The 18,752-nt window shown below is 34.5% G+C and carries 14 protein-coding genes and 4 tRNA genes; 9 read left to right on the top strand and 9 right to left on the bottom strand.

Annotated elements, in window-relative coordinates; all coding sequences use genetic code 11:
• The first annotated feature begins 34 nt into the window (after positions 1–34).
• Entirely contained in the window at positions 35–1,321 is a 1,287-nt protein-coding gene (locus LKL37_RS17180; RefSeq protein WP_431611713.1) for an N-acetylmuramoyl-L-alanine amidase family protein, read from the top strand.
• Between the two features lie 59 nt (positions 1,322–1,380).
• Positions 1,381–1,452, top strand: a tRNA-Glu gene (locus LKL37_RS17175).
• Between the two features lie 599 nt (positions 1,453–2,051).
• Here the strand turns inward: LKL37_RS17175 and LKL37_RS17170 are convergent.
• The 8 genes from LKL37_RS17170 to LKL37_RS17135 all read right to left on the bottom strand — a co-directional run bounded on the left by LKL37_RS17170 (position 2,052) and on the right by LKL37_RS17135 (position 12,783).
• Positions 2,052–2,645 (bottom strand): hypothetical protein, encoded by a 594-nt coding sequence (locus tag LKL37_RS17170; protein ID WP_431611712.1) that lies wholly within the window; start codon positions 2,643–2,645, stop codon positions 2,052–2,054.
• 56 nt (positions 2,646–2,701) lie between these two features.
• Positions 2,702–3,664, bottom strand: coding sequence for a hypothetical protein (locus tag LKL37_RS17165; RefSeq protein ID WP_431611711.1), 963 nt, complete (start codon positions 3,662–3,664; stop codon positions 2,702–2,704).
• A gap of 34 nt (positions 3,665–3,698) precedes the next feature.
• On the bottom strand, positions 3,699–4,208 hold the full coding sequence (locus LKL37_RS17160; protein ID WP_431611710.1) for a hypothetical protein: 510 nt from the start codon (positions 4,206–4,208) through the stop codon (positions 3,699–3,701).
• A gap of 10 nt (positions 4,209–4,218) precedes the next feature.
• Positions 4,219–8,238: an RHS repeat domain-containing protein gene (locus LKL37_RS17155; protein ID WP_431611709.1), complete on the bottom strand. Its 4,020-nt coding sequence runs from the start codon at positions 8,236–8,238 to the stop codon at positions 4,219–4,221.
• The gene (locus tag LKL37_RS17150; RefSeq protein ID WP_431611708.1) at positions 8,235–10,952 is read right to left on the bottom strand and encodes a SpvB/TcaC N-terminal domain-containing protein; all 2,718 of its coding nucleotides are present in this window, start codon (positions 10,950–10,952) and stop codon (positions 8,235–8,237) included. Before LKL37_RS17150 ends, LKL37_RS17155 begins: the two co-directional genes overlap by 4 nt.
• A 5-nt stretch (positions 10,953–10,957) precedes the next feature.
• Positions 10,958–11,416 carry a hypothetical protein gene (locus LKL37_RS17145; protein ID WP_431611707.1) on the bottom strand — a complete coding sequence of 153 codons (459 nt, stop codon included), beginning with the start codon at positions 11,414–11,416 and terminating at the stop codon, positions 10,958–10,960.
• Between the two features lie 6 nt (positions 11,417–11,422).
• Positions 11,423–12,256, bottom strand: coding sequence for a cell wall anchor protein (locus LKL37_RS17140; protein WP_431611706.1), 834 nt, complete (start codon positions 12,254–12,256; stop codon positions 11,423–11,425).
• 182 nt (positions 12,257–12,438) lie between these two features.
• A complete protein-coding gene (locus LKL37_RS17135; RefSeq protein WP_431611705.1) occupies positions 12,439–12,783 on the bottom strand; it encodes a hypothetical protein in 345 nt (114 codons plus the stop codon).
• 339 nt (positions 12,784–13,122) lie between these two features.
• Here LKL37_RS17135 and LKL37_RS17130 point away from each other — a divergent pair, with 339 nt between their 5' ends.
• The 7 genes from LKL37_RS17130 to LKL37_RS17100 all read left to right on the top strand — a co-directional run bounded on the left by LKL37_RS17130 (position 13,123) and on the right by LKL37_RS17100 (position 16,295).
• Positions 13,123–13,443, top strand: a complete 321-nt coding sequence (locus tag LKL37_RS17130; RefSeq protein WP_431611704.1) for a hypothetical protein — start codon at positions 13,123–13,125, stop codon at positions 13,441–13,443.
• Between the two features lie 66 nt (positions 13,444–13,509).
• Positions 13,510–13,764 (top strand): 30S ribosomal protein S20, encoded by a 255-nt coding sequence (gene rpsT / locus LKL37_RS17125; protein WP_002983073.1) that lies wholly within the window; start codon positions 13,510–13,512, stop codon positions 13,762–13,764.
• Positions 13,765–13,774: 10 nt separating this feature from the next.
• Positions 13,775–13,846: transfer RNA gene (locus LKL37_RS17120), tRNA-Glu, on the top strand.
• Between the two features lie 82 nt (positions 13,847–13,928).
• Positions 13,929–14,000, top strand: a tRNA-Glu gene (locus tag LKL37_RS17115).
• Positions 14,001–14,066: 66 nt separating this feature from the next.
• Positions 14,067–14,138 (top strand) — tRNA-Glu (locus tag LKL37_RS17110).
• A 368-nt stretch (positions 14,139–14,506) separates the two neighbouring features.
• A complete protein-coding gene (locus LKL37_RS17105; RefSeq protein ID WP_431611703.1) occupies positions 14,507–15,280 on the top strand; it encodes a T9SS type A sorting domain-containing protein in 774 nt (257 codons plus the stop codon).
• 226 nt (positions 15,281–15,506) lie between these two features.
• A complete protein-coding gene (locus LKL37_RS17100; protein WP_431611702.1) occupies positions 15,507–16,295 on the top strand; it encodes a T9SS type A sorting domain-containing protein in 789 nt (262 codons plus the stop codon).
• A gap of 170 nt (positions 16,296–16,465) precedes the next feature.
• Here LKL37_RS17100 and LKL37_RS17095 read toward each other — a convergent pair whose 3' ends face one another.
• Positions 16,466–18,724: a DUF5074 domain-containing protein gene (locus LKL37_RS17095; protein WP_431611701.1), complete on the bottom strand. Its 2,259-nt coding sequence runs from the start codon at positions 18,722–18,724 to the stop codon at positions 16,466–16,468.
• Between the last annotated feature and the right edge of the window lie 28 nt (positions 18,725–18,752).

Below are 18,752 nucleotides of genomic sequence, written 5' to 3'. Positions count from 1 at the left end.
GGCTCAAAATTAATATAATTTTTATAACTGTAAGATGTACAAACAAAATTTTAAAATAATTTTATCATTTCTCCTTATCCTTACTAGCAACTTTATTTTCTCTCAAAAGAAGTTTACTATCGTTCTGGATGCGGGACACGGAGGAAGTGATCATGGAGCCAACAGGGCATATTCTGACATTGGAAGAGTCGCAGAAAAAGATATTACACTTGCAATTACGTTAAAAGTAGGTGCAATGTTAGAGAAAAATAGGGACTTCAAAGTAATATACACCCGTAAAATTGATGAATACCCTTCTCTGTCCGACAGAACCAATCTGGCCAACAGGAGCAAGGCAGACCTTTTTATATCTATTCACTGTAATTCTTCCCAAAGACCTACGGCTTATGGTACGGAAACCTATGTACAGGGACCTAACCAGAACAACGAGAATCTTGAGGTTGCCAAAAGAGAGAATGATGTGATCTTCCTGGATGAAAAAGATAAACAGACCTTCGGATCTTATAATCCTGATTCTCCGGAATCTTTAATTGCCTTAAAACTTCAGCAAAGTAAATATCTGGAATCAAGTCTTCTTTTAGGAGGATTAGTGGAAGATAACTTTGTGAATAAGGATAAAAGATCCTCAAGGGGTGTTTTCCAGAAGAACCTTCACGTTCTCCGTATGAATGCCATGCCTTCTGTACTGATAGAAACAGGGTTTATCAACCATCCGGAAGAAAGCCACTATATTGCTTCAGATAAAGGACAGACTGAGATTGCAGAAAGTATCTACAATGCAGTGATAGATTACAAGAAAGCTGTTGACAGAAAATCCGGAGGTTCTTTTGCAGTAAAGAAACCTGAACCTGAAAAACCGGCAGAAGTTCCTCTGAAAAATGATTTCCGAATCTTACTGATGAGTTCGCCAATGAAATACAATGAAAATGATCCTGCCCTTAAAGGCCTGAATTATATTCTTACTCTTAAAGAAAACGGACAGTACAAATATTACTATGCCGTAACAAATATGGCTTCAGTAAAAGATATTAATCTTAAAACAGCCAAAGATGCTGGCTTTAGAAATGCTTTTGCAGTAGGTTTCATGCCTAATCAAAGGATTAATATGGGGTATTATACTATAGAAGTATACTCTGGTGATAAACTGAATGGCAACTCTTACATTCTTCAGAACCTGAAAGATGTAGAAAGAGAGAAAGACAGTGGAGTGTTCTATTATACTTATGGAAAAGTATACACGTTAGAAGATGCCGTAAAACTTCAAAAAGATCTTGAAGCTAAAGGTATCAAAAACACCGTGATACAGAAAGTCTATAAATAATTAAAAAAAATAATTTTGAAGTTAAAAAGTTAATGATTACTTTTGCAACCTCAAAATTTGGCCTATTCGTCTAGTGGTCAGGACTCAAGATTTTCATTCTTGCAACAGGGGTTCGATTCCCCTATAGGCTACTAAACTACATGACTCAATCCCTGATCAATACAAGATTCAGGGATTTTTTTATTCCAAAAGTCAACGGAATCTCCACGAAAATTTAAAAGAACTCTCATACACGCTTTGTACAAGGCGAATTTCGAAAATCTTTTTTGATTTCTAAAATTTTACTTTCCTTTCGTTACCTTTTTGTTTCTTGAAATTAGCTCGGTTATAGTTTCTTGCTCTCACTCAGGTCTGAGGACTCTTTTAAACACCCTTCTTTTATATGAAAATAGAATTACAAAGGGAATGCTCAGAAAATAAAAAACAGGCTTAAAATAAGCCTGTTCGTGGTTTAATTTTTGAGAATTTATTCATCCTACCCAGAACTTATTGGATATTGTTGTTTTTTCTAATACAGTAAAAGTTAGAATGAAAAATTCCTGTATCAATTGATACAGGAATTTGAGAAAATATTAAAGTGGATATATTAAAAGTATAAACTGTTTTTAACAGAAGGGAGCAATTCAGGTTCATTACTAATATCTGTAAAACATGCATGCCTACACTAGTCAATATCCCTACTACCATTCCATAGATCACCGAAACTATCCATATAGATCTTTTGTTCAATTTATTTATTAATAAATAATGAATCTTTTAAATATGGAGAATAATTATAAACCTGATAATTAAGATCATGTACTTTTAAGAGAGAATCAATTTTTCTAAAATAGATAAGTGATTTAGGCTCTTGCTCATCTGAAATTATAGAAATCCTTGATTTATTATTAGTTAAGGTGTGCTGATTTATATCAAAAGCATGAAACCATATTATTACTTCTTTTTTGCTTTTTTTAGGCATGAATAATAAAGAATGAATAAAACCTTCAAAGTTATTCTTCCAAATTTGCTCTCGGTCAATCGTTGAGGGCCATGTAGCTTCAAAATAGTTATTAATTAGTTGCTGCATTTTCACACTTTCATTACTATTAGCCCCCCCAGCATAGTCCACAAAATCTGAGCTGACTATTTTTCCTTTAATCTTTCCTTTGTCATCATAAGATATAATCCCTTTTTTTGTTGATGTTAAGTATATACCACCACTGCTTGGCAATACATAATTCTTAAAGCTATTATTTTCAAACGAAAGAACACAATATGAATTTGCAGAATCTACTTTATTATATTTTAAAATTTTAATAGAAATATCTACTTTTTTTTCCATTTTTTTATTGCAACTTATAAAAAAGACGATACTTATAATCAATATTATATTTTTCATTATTTTAGTTTTACAGGTAAATGTTTTATATATTCATATACTCTATTATATTGTTTTCCTGGTGAAAACCAAGCGTCAAAGTATGCTTTGTCATCTGGATTAAAAAAACCGGGTAAATTATTAAGTCCATTTAATTTTAAAAAGTCCCTTTCAATTCCCCAGATTGCCCCATGTTCTATACTAATTGATGGTATGCCAGAACCAGGAATAGCTGGTAACATTTCAGGTTTATATCCATTATCTGTTTTACTTTGTAAAAAAACATTTAAGCTATTATTAAGATTAATTGTAGCATGTCCTAATTCATGAACCATTATAAGTCCTAACTTAATTTTAGATGCAAAAGCAGCTTTTGAGAATGATATGCTTGAGGTATTATTATTCCAAAAGTTACGTCTTGTATAAGCGTATACATCTTCTCCTGTTTTAGGATTATAGTACATATCTCCCTTTTTAATATAGGGACCAGATACATGATCTACATAAAACTGTTTTGCACCCGTATTCATTTCACTCCATCCAGTATCTTTATACATTTTTCTTAATGTATTTATTGATGGATCCAGTGCTTCTCCTGAATCAGATATTCCGTGAGCATCATATTCCGCTTTGGTTAGTTCACTAAATACTGGGCTTGTAAAGAATTTAGCGCCAAAATAAGATATTGCTGCTACACCACCACCGATTACAGCACCTTTAAGCACTCCTTCAAGGAAATTCTGTCCGGTAAGTAAAGCTGTAACACCTCCTGTTCCTGCTCCTGCGAAAGCACTGCTTCCCACAGATCCCCAGAAACCACTGGCACTGAAGACTTGTCCCAATCCCCCGGAGACTCCTCCTGTGACTGCACCCATTAACAGCGCATTGGCAAAACCATTCCATGACCAGCTGTTCATTACTAGTGACTGTATAGTATACATGCCTACACTGATCAGAGTTCCTACTACCGCTCCCCAAATCACTGGAGCAACAACTATTTTGAATCATTGTATTTTTTTACAATTCCCATTCTGCCATTGGAAAAGCTTTTTTGTATTCTGGTTTTGATGTTAACAGGTTTAAAAGCATTGATGTAATGTAGCTAAGGTTTTTTTGATCATTATCTGTAATTGCACAATCATTTAAAGTAAAATCATTTTCAGAATTTATTAGAATTACCCTTTCGATTACTATATTATTTCCTTCATCCTTCATTTGTAAGCATAATTTTTTATTTGGAATTTTTAGTTCTTTATACTTGGAATAAATTTTTTTTAAATCTTCTGTTGTAAGCTTAATTATAATTTCTTTATCAAAAGATGTATTTTGTTTTGTTTCGCTAATTTTAAATTTTCCATTTTTACTATTATAATGTTTTTCTCCAACCAACATAGAGTTTTTATAAAATTTTGATTGAAATATTACATTTATATTATTTTCATCTACTTTGATCTTAGACTCTTTAAAAGATGTGCAATTAATTATTTGAAGCACTAAAAAAAACATTATTAAATTTAAATTTTTCATTTATCTATATTTATTTCATTACTCTATTAAATACTGGAAATAACTTCTGATATAAAGTGTTAACTTCATTTTGAATACTTTTGCTGAAATTAATAAACTCCACAGACAATGTCTCAGTATCAACTCCAAACATTTTTAAAATATTTAAATTATTTTTATTTGCATAATAATTTTCGAGTTTTAAAATTGCAAAATGGTCTGTAGTGTTATACTTTTTACTTAAAGACAATGATTCGTCCCATTTATTTCTAGTAATATAAGAACCTGCTAAGCCCAACATATTTAGGTAAGCGTGTCCAGTCTCGTGCACCATTACTATTCCTAATAAGTCTTTATGTTGTGCAGCTAGCGGAGAGTACAAAATATCAGTGTTTCCCGAAAGGTAATTTTGTGGGCTTGCAAAGGCGAGTAGATTTTGATTTTTTTCACCAAAAGCTAAAAAGCCTTCAGAATTTCCTGGTCCCAAAGTATTTTGAGCAACTCCATAATTACTTATAGGGTCACTTTCAGGAAAAAGACTGTTTTGAACATCATTAATGTTTTGTTGCATAGCTTCTTTACTTATAGAAGGATCATATTTGTAATCTCCATGGGTACCTGAAGCATAAAAAGCGTGAGATTTGTAATTGCCATTTACAAAATATTTTATTGAATGACTAAGGACTGCTACGCCGCCCCCTATCACAGCTCCTTTTATCACCCCTTCAAGGAAATTCTGTCCAGTAATTAGAGCAGTAGCTCCTCCACTTCCAGCACCTGCTAAAGTACTGTTACCAACTGTTCCCCAGAAGCCACTGGCACTGAAAACCTGTCCTAATCCACCAGAGACTCCACCCGTAACAGCACCCATTAACAGCGCATTGGCAAAACCATTCCATGACCAGCTATTCATTACTAGTGACTGTATCGTATACATGCCTACACTAATCAAGGTTCCTACTACTGCTCCCCAAATCACCGGAGCAACATATGTTAAGAAAAATCCTGCTGCCCAGGCAAACTCTCCACTAGGATCATTAAACATCAGGGGATTATTCAATACATACCCATACTTGTTGTAATTCTGTGTGTTATAAGGATCCTGGATATTCTCATCTGCATTTAAGAATCTTCTCAGTAAAGGATCATACAATCTACCATTCATATGGATGATACCCACCTCTGCAAAATGCTCATGGCTCGTGTATCCCCTTTCCAATAATAGCGAAGTATTGTCAATTGTATTTTTATCTGTTATAACTGCTCCGTTTCCGATTTGAAGATGGGTGAAATTACCCCAGGCATCGAAATGCCTTTGTTCTAATTTGTTTCCGGCTTCATCACTGATCGCCAGGATACTTCCGATATAATCTTTATGCAAAAATTTATAAGAACCGCTGCTCTCAGCAAAGTTTTTTAAATATACAATATTTGATTCATAAGGAGTACCTCCAATGTAAAGAATATGCTTCTCCTTTCCGGTTGTATTATCTTTTACCACTTCAAAGCTCCCATCCTCACTATAAAACTTAGTGAACTTACCATCACCATCACCGCTAAAATTACCTCCATAGGTTACTCTCTGTCTCATTGAAGTTAAGCCATACTGGAAGGCCACATCTCCTTTCATTCCATCAATGAATACAGGGTCATTGTTCTCATTGTAGGTAATACTTTGTATTAAATCATTATTATAATTCTGCTCTCCGGCAGCATTTAATGTCATTCCTGTAGCTTGGTAAATCTTAGCAGAATTTTCAAACTTGATCGTTCCTACCTCATCATTTTGGGTAATTCTTCCTTTGATGTCGTAAACATTTCTATTGCTTGTTGGCTTGATTCCGGTTACAGGATTCGTCCAGTTCACCAAACGATTATTATCATCATAATCAAAAGATTCATTAATGTTAAAATCTCCTCCGGTAGTTCTGCTCTTCAGTTCATTTTTGATGGCATCAAATGAGTAAGATAGTTGCAGGATACCTGGTTTTACCTGTGAAGAATGATTCACATTTGTCAAGAAACCATTAGTACCATAGGTATTGTTAATATCTGCTGCTCCAAGCTTTGATTTCAGAACTTGTCCTTTAGCATTGGTTTCTTTTAGTTCCCAAAGGGCTTTGCCTGTAACTTTATCCTTTACTTGATACAACTCACCATTCCATGCACTGTACACATTTTCAATCTGAACTTTAGTAAGAACACCCGAAGAGTAGAGTTGCTTTTCATAAGAGATTACCCTTGCTTTATCATCATAAGTAATTCCTTTTTGGATAAAATATTTTCCATTACTGCTTTCAGATGAAGATAAGAGCCTTCCCTGAGGATCATACGCTACATTAGAGCTATAAACTTTCCCTTTAGAGGTTCCCGATCTGGAAATAACCCTTCCTTTATTATCATACGAATAAGAAATCAATTTATTGGTTGCCTGTCCGCCATCGCCTGTAGATAACTCTTTCTGAGAAATAAGTTGACCCAAAGTATTATAAGTATATTCCTTAGTTCCTTTAGGGCTTATAATCTTTAGGGGTTGTCCAAATCCGTCATACTCATATTTATAAATTCCGTTGGAAGGATCATTAAATTCTGATTTTCTTCCCCAGGCATCATATTTGGTATTTACAATATTTTCAGCATATTGCGCTTTAATCTGTTCTCCGGCTGCATTGTAGGAGAATTGTATAGTTCCTCCTTTGTCTGTTGTAGAAACTGTGTTTCCTAGTGCATCAGATGTTTTAGAGGTGATTTTATTATAATTATTAACTTCAGTTATGGTTGTTGTTAATCCTGAAATAGATGTTTCTATTTTTTTACCTAAAAATGAAGTTATATTACCAGATGGATCTAATGAAGCCAATGATATAGCAGTTAATTTTGTAGGAAAAAATGTATCATCATAATTAATTATGTTCCATAAGCTGACAGTCTGATCATCAAAGTAGGGTTCACTTTCAGCTGTTTTTCTGCCTAAAACATCATATTTAGTAACCTTAGAAACAAATTTCCCTTGCCCAAATGCTTTGGCGGAAGTTTTATAATCCTGTCCTAATCTATTGGTGTATTTTTTTGAAATATCTCCATCTGAATCATACTGGGTAACAGTGATATTAGAATCATTATCTCTGTTATATTGATAGGTAGTTGTACCGCCAAGATTGGTTTTAGAGGTCAATAATTTTCCCCACCCATCATATGTATTGGTAAGAATATTTCCTAACGGATCTGTTTGAGTCAGAATCTGTCCCCAGTCATTATATCCAATATTGGTTTCTAATCCTAAATTATCTGTTTTCTTTACAACAAATCTTCCTTTAGGATCATAAAGCACTCCACTTGTTTGAGTTTGTGAGTCAACACTATTGCTGATTGTCTTCTGGATAATATTTCCGAAACCGTCATAGTTATAGGTTTCAAGCAAATATCCTGTATTATCCCGATTCCAGGTTTTTAAGGTTTTTATAAGATTGCTTTCGTAAGTATATTCTTCTTTTGCAGATTTTGTATCACCATAAGCTTGCAGCGTTTCTGTTTTGTTTTTTGGACGTCCAACAAAATAATCAGAACCTGCTGCTGATATATTATGAATGTATTCAAAATCAGAAGTAGTTACTGCATAACCATTATTTACATTGGTTACTGTCTGTTTAGGAAGATAATAGTCTCCATAAACAATAGAGCTGTTTGTTATTGTACCACTAAGAAAGTCTTTTGTTTTAGTGCTTTTTGGAACAGTCGCTGTTACAACCTTTGGCTTATCAATGTCAGAAATAGGAGTACTTACTATCTGTTCATTCAACAATTTATAAGACTCATATACTGTAGATTTGAAGCTCAATAACTGAGAGTTATTCTCAGAAATATCTGTTGGAAAAATGTTGTTTTCATTGCTTGTCCTGATGCTCCATTCTTTTACTGGAACTCCATCAAAAAGAGGATCAATCTCTACTCCTGACCAAATTTTAGTATTTTCAAATCCATCAGCATACCATGAGCTGCGGGCAGACTGATGATAGCCCATCATTCCTTTGCCTTGTAAATGTCCTGTCATTCCTCTGTATCGGAAATCCTTTTTCTGCCTTCTTGTCTAAGCTGTGATACTGCATAGGACTGGTCTGCTCTGCTTAATGAAAAATAAGGGTAATATTCTTTTTTTACTTTTTGATAAAAATTAGGAAGTACGGGGTCATTCGGGATTACTTCCAGGTAATCTACTGATGTGACAATATCTCCCTGAATAATGGATTGTACTTGAGATAATTTTCCAACAGGTGAGGGAGATTTTAGCTTATGCATTCTCTCTTTCCAGAATAATAATATGTCATAATAGCTATTGTTGACCTTTACCTGTGAGGTGACCGGAGAGAATAAAGCAAATTCACTAGTACCAGTTACATAATTATACCCTCCATAATTATAACTGGTAAAGAAATCAGGACTTCCACTTGCCATAGCTCCATTAGCGGTATAAGCAGCAATGGTATAGCCATAGTATCTGTTAAGTATAACTCCGCTTGAATTTACCTGACCAGCTTTGTTAAAAGAATTGATGTGTACAATATCTGATTTACCATCCTTATTAATATCTGAAACTGTATAAAAATTCCTGTAAATATTAAAAGTAGGATAATTACTGTTCTGATAGTCATCAGGTTTTCTATATTTCAAAAAGTCGGTTTTTAGGATATTGGAAAACCCTTTTCCGATACCCATATAAAACCTCCAGTTATCTTTTTCCTTGTTATCTGTAGTTGGGATCGTAAAGTCAAGGTTTCCATCACCGTTGAAGTCTCCAAATAATACTGCAAATTCCGGGGCTTTTGTTTCGGCTAAATTGCCTGTAAATTTTATCTTTTTGAGATACTGATTAGGAGCTGTTTTTATAAATTCAAAAACAGTATAAGCGGTATTGGAAACATCAATAATATCTACTTTCCTGTCCCCATCTACATCCAGATATTGTTGTTTATAATAGGAACTTTCATTGATTCCAGAATCTAGAGTATAGGTAGATAAAGGATTGTTAGCATTTTTTAAATCAACAATAAAGTTTCCTACAGTATAAGTATTGCATTCAAGTATACTGCATGGAGGAGGGCGGTTAGTCGTGTCATTGGATGTTTTATTGACGCAGTTAGGATCATAAACCCACTGACAAACTTCCTTTTCTAATGTGAAAAATAGATCTGAAACACCATCCCCATTAAGATCTCCTTCATTTAATTTAGGAGATAACATTGTACAGCCAGCAGGTGGAGGATAATTACTTTTTGTACAAGTTGATTCATCATAAACAAACTTTTCAAATACTTTTACAAATAAGTTATCTCTGAAAATATAGCCTGTAATTTTACCTCCTTCATATTGAACAATTCCATTCCCATTATAGACTTGTCCTTCTTCATCGAGCAATGTATTAACAACTTTAGCTTCTGTATTAAAGGTTTTACCCGTAGAAATATCAGTAAAGGTATTATTGAGTCCTCCCAGCTTGACCACACCATTATTCAGAGAAAAATCCAAATATCCATCACCGTTAAAATCACCTGTCAGTTTTACGTTTTCAAAGCTATCTACATTATTGTTTGAAAACTCTAAAACAGGCTGGGTAGGAGTTGGATAAGTAAAAGATGCGGGATTGGCAAAATTATTATTAGTATTGCTATCAGTATTGTACTCTATTATTTTATCAACAATCTCATAATTCGTTCCATTTTTTAGATAATTAATTGCATATCGTTTAAATAGGTTTCCGCTTGAGGTGACTTTAATTTCAGATAATAATTGAGTTTGTAAGAAACGAACCCCTCCAACATAGGAATCCTCAGCTAAGCTTCTATTAATATAGGTAAAATCTATTTTGTTAAAATGAGGTTTATTTAACGTCTCATTTCCTCCCCATTGGATACTTGAAATAATGGCTACATTTGAAACTCCTGTTTGTAAATAATCATACGTGATATAATTACCTTTACTGTCTTTCCATTTCACAATATTATATTCAATCGGTGTCCTGGCGCTATTAAGCCCTGAAGTAGTTGCTCCATACCATGCCTGCGATCCATCCTCAAAAGTCACTTCCCAATATTCAGGTCCTTGCCATGCCTGCCCGTTTATAGATCCAACAGATTTTATTTTGATATTAGAATATTTTTCCGTTACATATTCTGCACCGTCTTTACCGTATTCTCCTGATCTTAAAATTAATCTTTGACCATTGAAGCTATAACGATCTGTATAGTCTAATTGAACACCCTTAGCCTCTGCATCTTTATCAATTGTTTTTCCGGCTCTTGAAATAGAGGTTACTCCTGAAAGATTCCAAGAATAACCTGCTATTCCATTTCCTGTACCACTGGTATAAACCAAATTGAATTGTGGTGCTACACTTTTTACCCCTGGCGGTAAAGCAATGGGTAAAGTAAACTGCAATTGTCCAGTTCCATTAACATCAATATTTCCTCTGGTATCATGAAAACTCTTTCCAGCAGGTACAGTTGTCCCTGATGGATTAGTAGCTCCTGCATTGGAATCAATTGGTCCACCTCCCGGATTTTCTGTAGTTGGACCTATCTTAGCAACAAAAGGATTTGAAGAGCTTGAAGAAGCATAGAATCCCTGAGCTAACACTACTGATTGTGGATCTTGTACCGTTCTTGAGCTGCTTTCTGTTTGATACAGTATGGTCTGCGAAAAAAGTAGTACCGAACAAAGAGACAGTATAATTGTTGAAAATATCTTTATTTTCTTATCGTAACGTTTCATAGCTCTTATCGTTTGGTGATATTTTTACTGAAAATTCTACCGTCTTTTAGTGTAAAGCGTACAACATACACTCCCCAGTCATACCCCGTCATGTTAATTTTGACTTGTTTGTTAAGATCAGGTATATTCTTCTGTTGGAATTTCCAGTGAACAGTGCTGTGTTGATAGAGTGAAACAGATTCTATGAGTCCATCTACTTCCTCTGTCCAGTCTATTGTTAAAATATCATTTACAGGAACAGGATATAATCTTATCTGTTTCCAAAATGAGGTTTCATCCATAGTTTGAGTGACGGAAACTGTTTTAGCTACAGTTTGTACAGACTTTTCTGCTGTTTTCCCAGCTAAATCAGTTCCCCTGTATCGTTGGTTTCCTGCTTCATCATATTTGAAATACACTTCGGTTTGGGAAAACCCGAAGAATCCTATCATCAGGGATGATAATGATAGTAATTTTCTTTTCATTTGTGATTATTTTTGTGTTGATAATAATTGTTGAACCTGCTGTTTCAACTCTCTAAGTTCCGCGGATTGCTTTTCTAATAGTTCAATCTTTTCTGACTGTTGCTGTAATTTCTTATTTTGATCAATAGAATATAATGTTAATTCTTCAATCTTTTCAAGAAGTTTAGAATTCATCTCAGCAACGTTAATTCCGTTTTCGAGTACTTCCTGAGCAGTTGGAATGTTAGGTAAGTGCCCTTTTTCATTAATATGTTTTTCAACATCCTCTAAAGATCTAAGCTGGTATTCTTTTTTAAACACATAATCAGCCCATACATTGGCTTTTACTTCAACTTCTTTAGCCTTAATTTTACCGTCAAATCTAGCAATAGCATTATTGAAGAACTTTACCCAAGTTCCATTATAAGCATCCTGAATACCGAAATAGGTAGAACCGTCATTACCATCATTAGGTTGAGCTACAATAATATTATGAGAAACGTCAAGATTTCTTAAGACAGTATCTCCTACACCACCACCATAACAGCCATTACATGAAGATTTTCCAATTTGAAACCTTCCTAATGAATTGGCAATTTCAAGAACAGGATTGTCGTTATTATATACTCTCATTGTAGTATAAGGATTAGTATCCGTATCATTGAGTCCAACCCTTAAGGCTCCTGTGGAAAGTATACGAAGTGATGGGTTATTATTAGCTTTAAAAACTAATGGTTGATTGTCTGTAGTCCCAATAAAATTATTGGATGGATTAGTCCCTGAATTTCCTGTTGTATTCCAACTTTGTGCAAATGAGAATGATGACACTAATAGTGCCAGCGAAAATAATTGTGTTTTCATATTTGTATATGTATTAAATAATTATGTTTTAATTTTCCTGCAAAAGTATATTTTTTAGTTCACAAGAAAAAGAGTTATTTAATGGTGTAGTATGAATATTCTTGATTTTATTATTAAACTATTCTTTAGTAATTATAGTGCAAAGCTATAATGTCAAAGCGACAAAACGTGACGCATTATTTTTATTTGTCAATCTGATTTGTTCTTCCAAACTTCAAACCGACCAACTTGTTTGATTTATTGTAAATAAACACGTTGTTTTGAGAAGATACATTCATACCCTTGTTAAATTTGAAATCTTCTGAAAACAAATCATTGGTAAACAAAAGATCGCAATCAAAATAAATACTGTCTAATTCATGTCCGTTTTCAGAAAAGGAAGAGATTTTTTTGATTTCAAGATTCTGAACCTCAACCTTGTTTTCAAGCATTCCTTTTAAATCATAATTTACCTGCTCTATTGTTGTTGTTTTGGAGCAGGAGAACAGGAAGAGAATAATTGTTGATATTACAATAGTCTTTTTCATTCTTCCTCAAAGTTTATCCTGATGATTTTCTGCGATTTTACATTTTTGTCTCTGCTTAAAACATAATCTAATCTTTTTTTCATATCATTTGTATTTATCTGAACCAAATGTAGATACGGGTAACGCCAAGTTGTCGTGTTATATTTATTTTATTTCAATATTTTCATTCCAAATTTTAAAATCATTTTAAAGGCTCTTCTATTTCGTTATATCTTACAAAAGCATTATATTTGCAAAAATTTTTAACCATAATTGGTCACACAAATATGGTCACACTGATGAAAAATATTATTTATAAATCATGTTTGTAGTTATCTACAGGCTATCAAATTTTATATCATGCCGGATTTAAAAATACAAGAAGCGAAATTGCTTTTTAAGAAAATCCACTCTAACCCAAAAAGTTATGATTTAAAAATCAATGAAGACGGGATTACAGGCAACGATGATAAAATCAGTTTCAGACTTTACAGGACTGGAGAAAGGGTTGCTTTTGAAGTAACAATTGACGGACTTACTTTCACCAATACAACTGGGGAATGGAACAACGCACTGATCATGCTGGGAAATACGATCAAAAAAATAGAGAAAGAACAAGAAAATTTAAAAATAGAACAAGCAATAAATAAGCTTAGAAAGTACCTTTCAGAAGAAAATTAAAATTTTCGAAAATAAATTTGGTAGTTTTAAAAAAAGTTTATAGTTTTGCACTCACATTTAAACGATATGGCAAATCATAAATCAGCACTAAAAAGAATCAGACAAAACGAAACTAGAAGACTTCGTAACAGATATTACCACAAGACTGCTAGAACAGCTTTAAAAGCTTTAAGAAATGAAGAGAACAAAGCTGCTGCTACAGAACAACTGCCAAAAGTTATCGCTTTATTGGATAAATTAGCTAAGAAAAATATTATCCACAAGAACAAAGCTGCTAACTTGAAAAGCAAATTGACAAAGCACGTTAATAAATTAGCGTAATAATATAGCTGGCCCGTTCGTCTATCGGTTAGGACCTCAGATTTTCATTCTGGTAAGAGGGGTTCGATTCCCCTACGGGCTACTTACATCTTATAAGACCACTGTAATAACGGTGGTTTTATAAAGATCACAGTAGAAAAAGCTATATTAAAATAAATCTAACCGGCCCGTTCGTCTATCGGTTAGGACCTCAGATTTTCATTCTGGTAAGAGGGGTTCGATTCCCCTACGGGCTACAAGATTAAGAGTTGATACTTATAAAAACAAAAGCTAACACATTATTTCGGTAATGGAAGATAGAGGGCCCGTTCGTCTATCGGTTAGGACCTCAGATTTTCATTCTGGTAAGAGGGGTTCGATTCCCCTACGGGCTACAAAAGGACTTTTTCGGAAGTCCTTTTTCGTTTCCCTACTCTATTGGACAATCTTTACCTAACAATTCTTTGATCATCTATTACCCTGAATCAGGATATCATCTATCCCTTTCGATCTCCGGTTACATTATACTAATCCTTATAGTAAAAGAGATTCATATCTCTCGCCATTTTTACCTTATATATTCTAATGACTCTACTTTTTGGTGAAAATAAATAACCCAACTTACACTATAGCATAAGCCCAAGTAATTATATAGTAATATTAAATTTTATTTAAAATATCACTAATAATGGAAATATTATTTTTTACTTGTCCTTTTAATGCTTAAATTTGGCTAAAACTATTAATTCAAAAAATATATAACATGAAAATTAATTTACTTTTGGGAAAAAAATTCTCTTTTAAAGCCGGATTGATGGCTTTATTTCTATTATCAACAAGCACTTTATCTTTTGCACAGAACAGAATTTATGCGCACGCGCAAAGCTCCGGCGTATTTGGGGTAGCATGCCTTGGATGCCGTATTGACAACCCGTTGAATGCTGTAGGATTTAATGAGGATGATTATTCAACAATGGTATTGGGAACAGTTTTATTAGGAGGAATACAACAAACTCTAATCTTTCCTGATCTGAGATCAGATACAAGACTTGTGGTAGGAATCGGAACAGACAACATTCCTTTATCTGTACAATTATTAAGCGGAGTCACTCTTGAAACAATGAATGGGGGAACTTCCAATGATGATCGAAGAACGATAGATGTAAGCCTCCTAAAACTGGGAGCTACTCCAAACAGAGGTACAGTAGAGTTCAAACCAGCAAAGCCTTATGATGGAATAAGAATCGGCTTAACCGGAGGTGTATTAAGTCTTGGCGGCGGATTCAGAATTTACTATGCTTACCAGGATCCATTGGCAAACATTACTGCTCACAGTCAGAATGGACAGGTCACTCTTGGAGGCAATGTTGCCGTAGAAGGCTCTGAAGTTACTTTGTATAATACTTCAGGAAAAGAAGTATTTCGCTCTACATTAAAATCCAATACATTTGAATCTAAACAGCCAGAAGGAGTTTATATTATGAATGTACAGACGAAAGATGGAAAAACTTATTCCAAAAAAGTTTTAATAAAATAATTAAATAATAGATCACTTAATACGGTAGACTTATTCTGGTCTGCCGTATTTTTTTGTCTTCATTTTCAAAGAAATAGAAGAAATATCATTATTGAATAAAAATAAATTCAAAATCACATATATCAACAAATTATTAACAAATCACGTAAATATGAAATAAAATAAGCAACATAATCATTTTATTTATAAATTTACACAAAGCTAAAAACCCAAAATTTTTCTACATATGAAAACTTATTTATTACTTAGCCAACGCACAATGAAAGCTGCAATTTTGGCATCATTCCTATTTTTAACAAGTGTAATGTCTTCTGCACAGATTGTAAAAACCTATGCAAGCAGCCAAACCAATCAGGTATTGGGATTATGCATAGGTTGCGGGGTATTGAATCCGCAAAATGCAGTAGGGAGTAACGAAAATGACTACTCTACTCTTCAGGTATCAGTAGGATTGCTGGCGAGAACAGAACAAACATTGATCTTCCCTACTACTAATATCGCTAACAATACGAATAAGCTTGTTCTTGCTATTGGTTCCAACGGAACTCCTCTATCCGCTCAGGTATTGGGAGGTGCATCAATTGAGACATTTAATGGTGACGTTTCGAATAACGATTACACAAGTCTTGCTACAAAATTGATCAATCTTGGAGGCACAGATCCAAGCAAAGGAGAAATTGAAATGACCATGAACATTCCATTTGACCGAATCAAAATCAATGTGAACTCTGGATTACTGAATATTGGCGGAGAACTTAGAGTATACTATGCTTACCAGTATAAAGATCCTTTCATCAATTTCATGGCTCACAGCCAGGACGGATTGTTTACTCTTGACAAAAATGTTGCTGCAGAAGGTTCGGAGGTTACTTTAACAAATACTTCAGGAAAAGAGGTATTCCGTTCTAAACTGAATTCAAATACTTTTGATACCAAACAGCCACAGGGAGTATATATTATGAAACTTCAGACAAAAGAAGGAAAAACATACTCTAAAAAGGTGATTATCAAATAAAAAAAAGACATAACAAATCGAACCCGGCAAGCTTTTCAAGCTTGCCGGGTTTTTTATGAGATTAATTCATGACAACTGTTAATGAATTAAAAGCTTCACTTATGTATTATAAAAAACCCTGACCAGTTTTGGTCAGGGTTATGTTAACAAGATTACTATCTAAAACCGTATTAGTTTTTGATTACCTTTTGCTGATATACAGCTTTATCTGTAACAGCTTTTAGAATATAAATACCTTTTGGAAGTGCACTTACATTGATCTGTCCGTTATTCAGCTGTGCATTAACTGCTCTCCCTGAAGCATCATAAATAGAAACATTCTGGATTTTCTCCTGAGTTTTAATGGTAAGGATGTCAACAACCGGATTTGGATAAATACCGAACTCAAGTTTTTTCACTTCAGCAGTAGCCAATGTTGAAGCTGTACTATTTACAGTAATTGTCTTTTCTGCCAATTTACCATTCGAGTTGAAGCTGATCACAATATCAGATGTTCCTGAAGTAAGTGGCGTAAGAACTAATTCATCATTATTATTAATAGCCACAGAAACTGCTGTAGGATTGCTGTTTGATTTTATAGATTTTACTACTGATACGGCCATATTATCGGCGTCAGAAACTATTGATTTCAAATCAATCGCTGTAGTATTTCCAGCTGTAACCTGTGAAGGCAAAACATTACTCACCACAGGAACTGAATTATTGGTAAATACCGTCAGTGAAGGGAACCAATAGTAATCATTCAGCGTTTTGGTGTTGATAAGAGCTCCGGACATATTATAGGTATGAATCCAGTTTTTCTGATAGTGCGCTCCATATCCGCTTTCTGTAGTATTCAGAACCAATTCTCCGGTAATAGGATTTACACGAAGAGCCGCACCGTAAGGAATCTGCTTAAACTGTCCTGTCTGTCCTGGAATAGCTGCAAAGTTTTCATTAAATGTTTTCGTTGTAACATCAAATCTTACAATCTGTGATCCTGAGCTAAAGCTGCTAATTGAGTTGATCCAGTATAAAGCATTTTCTTTGTTACTTGCTGAAAATTTACCAGCATTCCATGCTCCCCAGTCACCGATGTACTTCGTTGTAGGAATATTGTAAATCTGTGTTGCGAAAGTTGTAGGATTGATGTTAATCAATTTCTGATCCTGAATCCCCCATACACTTCCGTCTTTAGCCTGAGCAACCGAGTAGAAACCTCCGGCAATTGTACTCACTATCGTATCCGTATTAGGATCAATAACTAAAATTCCAGCTCCCTGCTTCACAGCAAATACATATTGTGAAGTACGGATCATGTTCCCAATCTGTCCTGTTCCGCCGGTTCCGGCAATTAAAGTACCAACCTGTAAATTATCAATATTAAAAAGAACAATTCCTGTAGAAGTACCAATATATCCTTTGTGTTCGTTTACTCCTACAAAAGATCTTCCGTCACCGCCTCCGATGTTGTTGAATCCTGCAATTTTCTGCATTGTCTGCGCATTAGCAACAACAAGTCTTCCTCCCGGAGTATACTGAGTATCTCCTCCATCAGCAGCCTGTTTTGATACAAAATAGAATTTATCTCCATAGATGGTTCCGTATTGTGTAGTCGCTCCGAAAGCCTGGTTATTGTTGGCGTTACTGTACACACGGTAATTGATCTGGCCATTATTGTCAATGAAATTCACAGAGCCATTAGTATGACCAAACCATTCTTCGTTTACCATGAAATATCCATTCGTAAAGTTAGTAGAAGCTACGTATGGAGAAACCGGAGTAAGTGTGGAAGAAATAGGAGTTTCATTAAACCCTACGTTAAAATTCCAAACATCCCATGAACCGTTTTCCAATACACGTGAAGAAGCCCCTACGTTAGAATATCCGAAATCCGTATCAGCAGGATTCTTTACCCAATACGCCCAATACCCATTCACTGTCCAGCCGGATTGCCAGTGATCGTTGGCAGCATCTACAATGGTATAGCTGTCAAAATCATAAGCTGTGGTATTCACAAAACCATTTACCGGATATAACGGATAAGTGGTGTTTCCACTTTTGATCAGTGCATTGGTGTTCTGCCCGTTAAGATCAAAACCTATTCCTCCTACCGCTGATCCAAATTGAGTTCCCTGATACAGCAAAGTGTATAGCCTGTGATCTGCTTTAGCAATAGCCTTCAGCATGTCTTCTCCTGTGGCGTTTCCGTCCCATTTGAATCCCCAAACCATGGCATCCGGATTCTTGCTGTCGTTCCACTGTACTACAAAAGCAGCCTGATTGGATCCTGATCCTACCCAATACTGAATATCAGAAAAACTGATGGTAGTGGTATTAAGCTTGCTGATCCCTGAAATATCATTTCTGGGTACACCCTGAACTTTTATCTGTGCATTTGATACGCATGCAAACAGAAAAAGCATCATAAAAAGATAAAACTTTTTCATTTTTTATTAATTTAAATAGATTGTATTA

This window comes from Chryseobacterium sp. 'Rf worker isolate 10' (assembly GCF_050753305.1).
Taxonomy (GTDB): domain Bacteria; phylum Bacteroidota; class Bacteroidia; order Flavobacteriales; family Weeksellaceae; genus Chryseobacterium.
Note: the sequence above shows the minus strand (reverse complement) of the source record. Positions and strands in the feature narration are given on the sequence as shown.

Excerpts from the sequence above, each read along its gene's own strand:
- LKL37_RS17155 (WP_431611709.1), bottom strand. The coding sequence starts at position 8,238 with ATGACAGGACATTTACAAGGCAAAGGAATGATGGGCTATCATCAGTCT.
- LKL37_RS17150 (WP_431611708.1), bottom strand. The coding sequence starts at position 10,952 with ATGAAACGTTACGATAAGAAAATAAAGATATTTTCAACAATTATACTG.
- LKL37_RS17180 (WP_431611713.1), top strand. The coding sequence starts at position 35 with ATGTACAAACAAAATTTTAAAATAATTTTATCATTTCTCCTTATCCTT.
- LKL37_RS17160 (WP_431611710.1), bottom strand. The coding sequence starts at position 4,208 with ATGAAAAATTTAAATTTAATAATGTTTTTTTTAGTGCTTCAAATAATT.
- LKL37_RS17100 (WP_431611702.1), top strand. The coding sequence starts at position 15,507 with ATGAAAACTTATTTATTACTTAGCCAACGCACAATGAAAGCTGCAATT.
- LKL37_RS17170 (WP_431611712.1), bottom strand. The coding sequence starts at position 2,645 with ATGGAAAAAAAAGTAGATATTTCTATTAAAATTTTAAAATATAATAAA.
- LKL37_RS17135 (WP_431611705.1), bottom strand. The coding sequence starts at position 12,783 with ATGAAAAAGACTATTGTAATATCAACAATTATTCTCTTCCTGTTCTCC.
- LKL37_RS17130 (WP_431611704.1), top strand. The coding sequence starts at position 13,123 with ATGCCGGATTTAAAAATACAAGAAGCGAAATTGCTTTTTAAGAAAATC.
- LKL37_RS17140 (WP_431611706.1), bottom strand. The coding sequence starts at position 12,256 with ATGAAAACACAATTATTTTCGCTGGCACTATTAGTGTCATCATTCTCA.
- rpsT (WP_002983073.1), top strand. The coding sequence starts at position 13,510 with ATGGCAAATCATAAATCAGCACTAAAAAGAATCAGACAAAACGAAACT.
- LKL37_RS17095 (WP_431611701.1), bottom strand. The coding sequence starts at position 18,724 with ATGAAAAAGTTTTATCTTTTTATGATGCTTTTTCTGTTTGCATGCGTA.
- LKL37_RS17145 (WP_431611707.1), bottom strand. The coding sequence starts at position 11,416 with ATGAAAAGAAAATTACTATCATTATCATCCCTGATGATAGGATTCTTC.
- LKL37_RS17105 (WP_431611703.1), top strand. The coding sequence starts at position 14,507 with ATGAAAATTAATTTACTTTTGGGAAAAAAATTCTCTTTTAAAGCCGGA.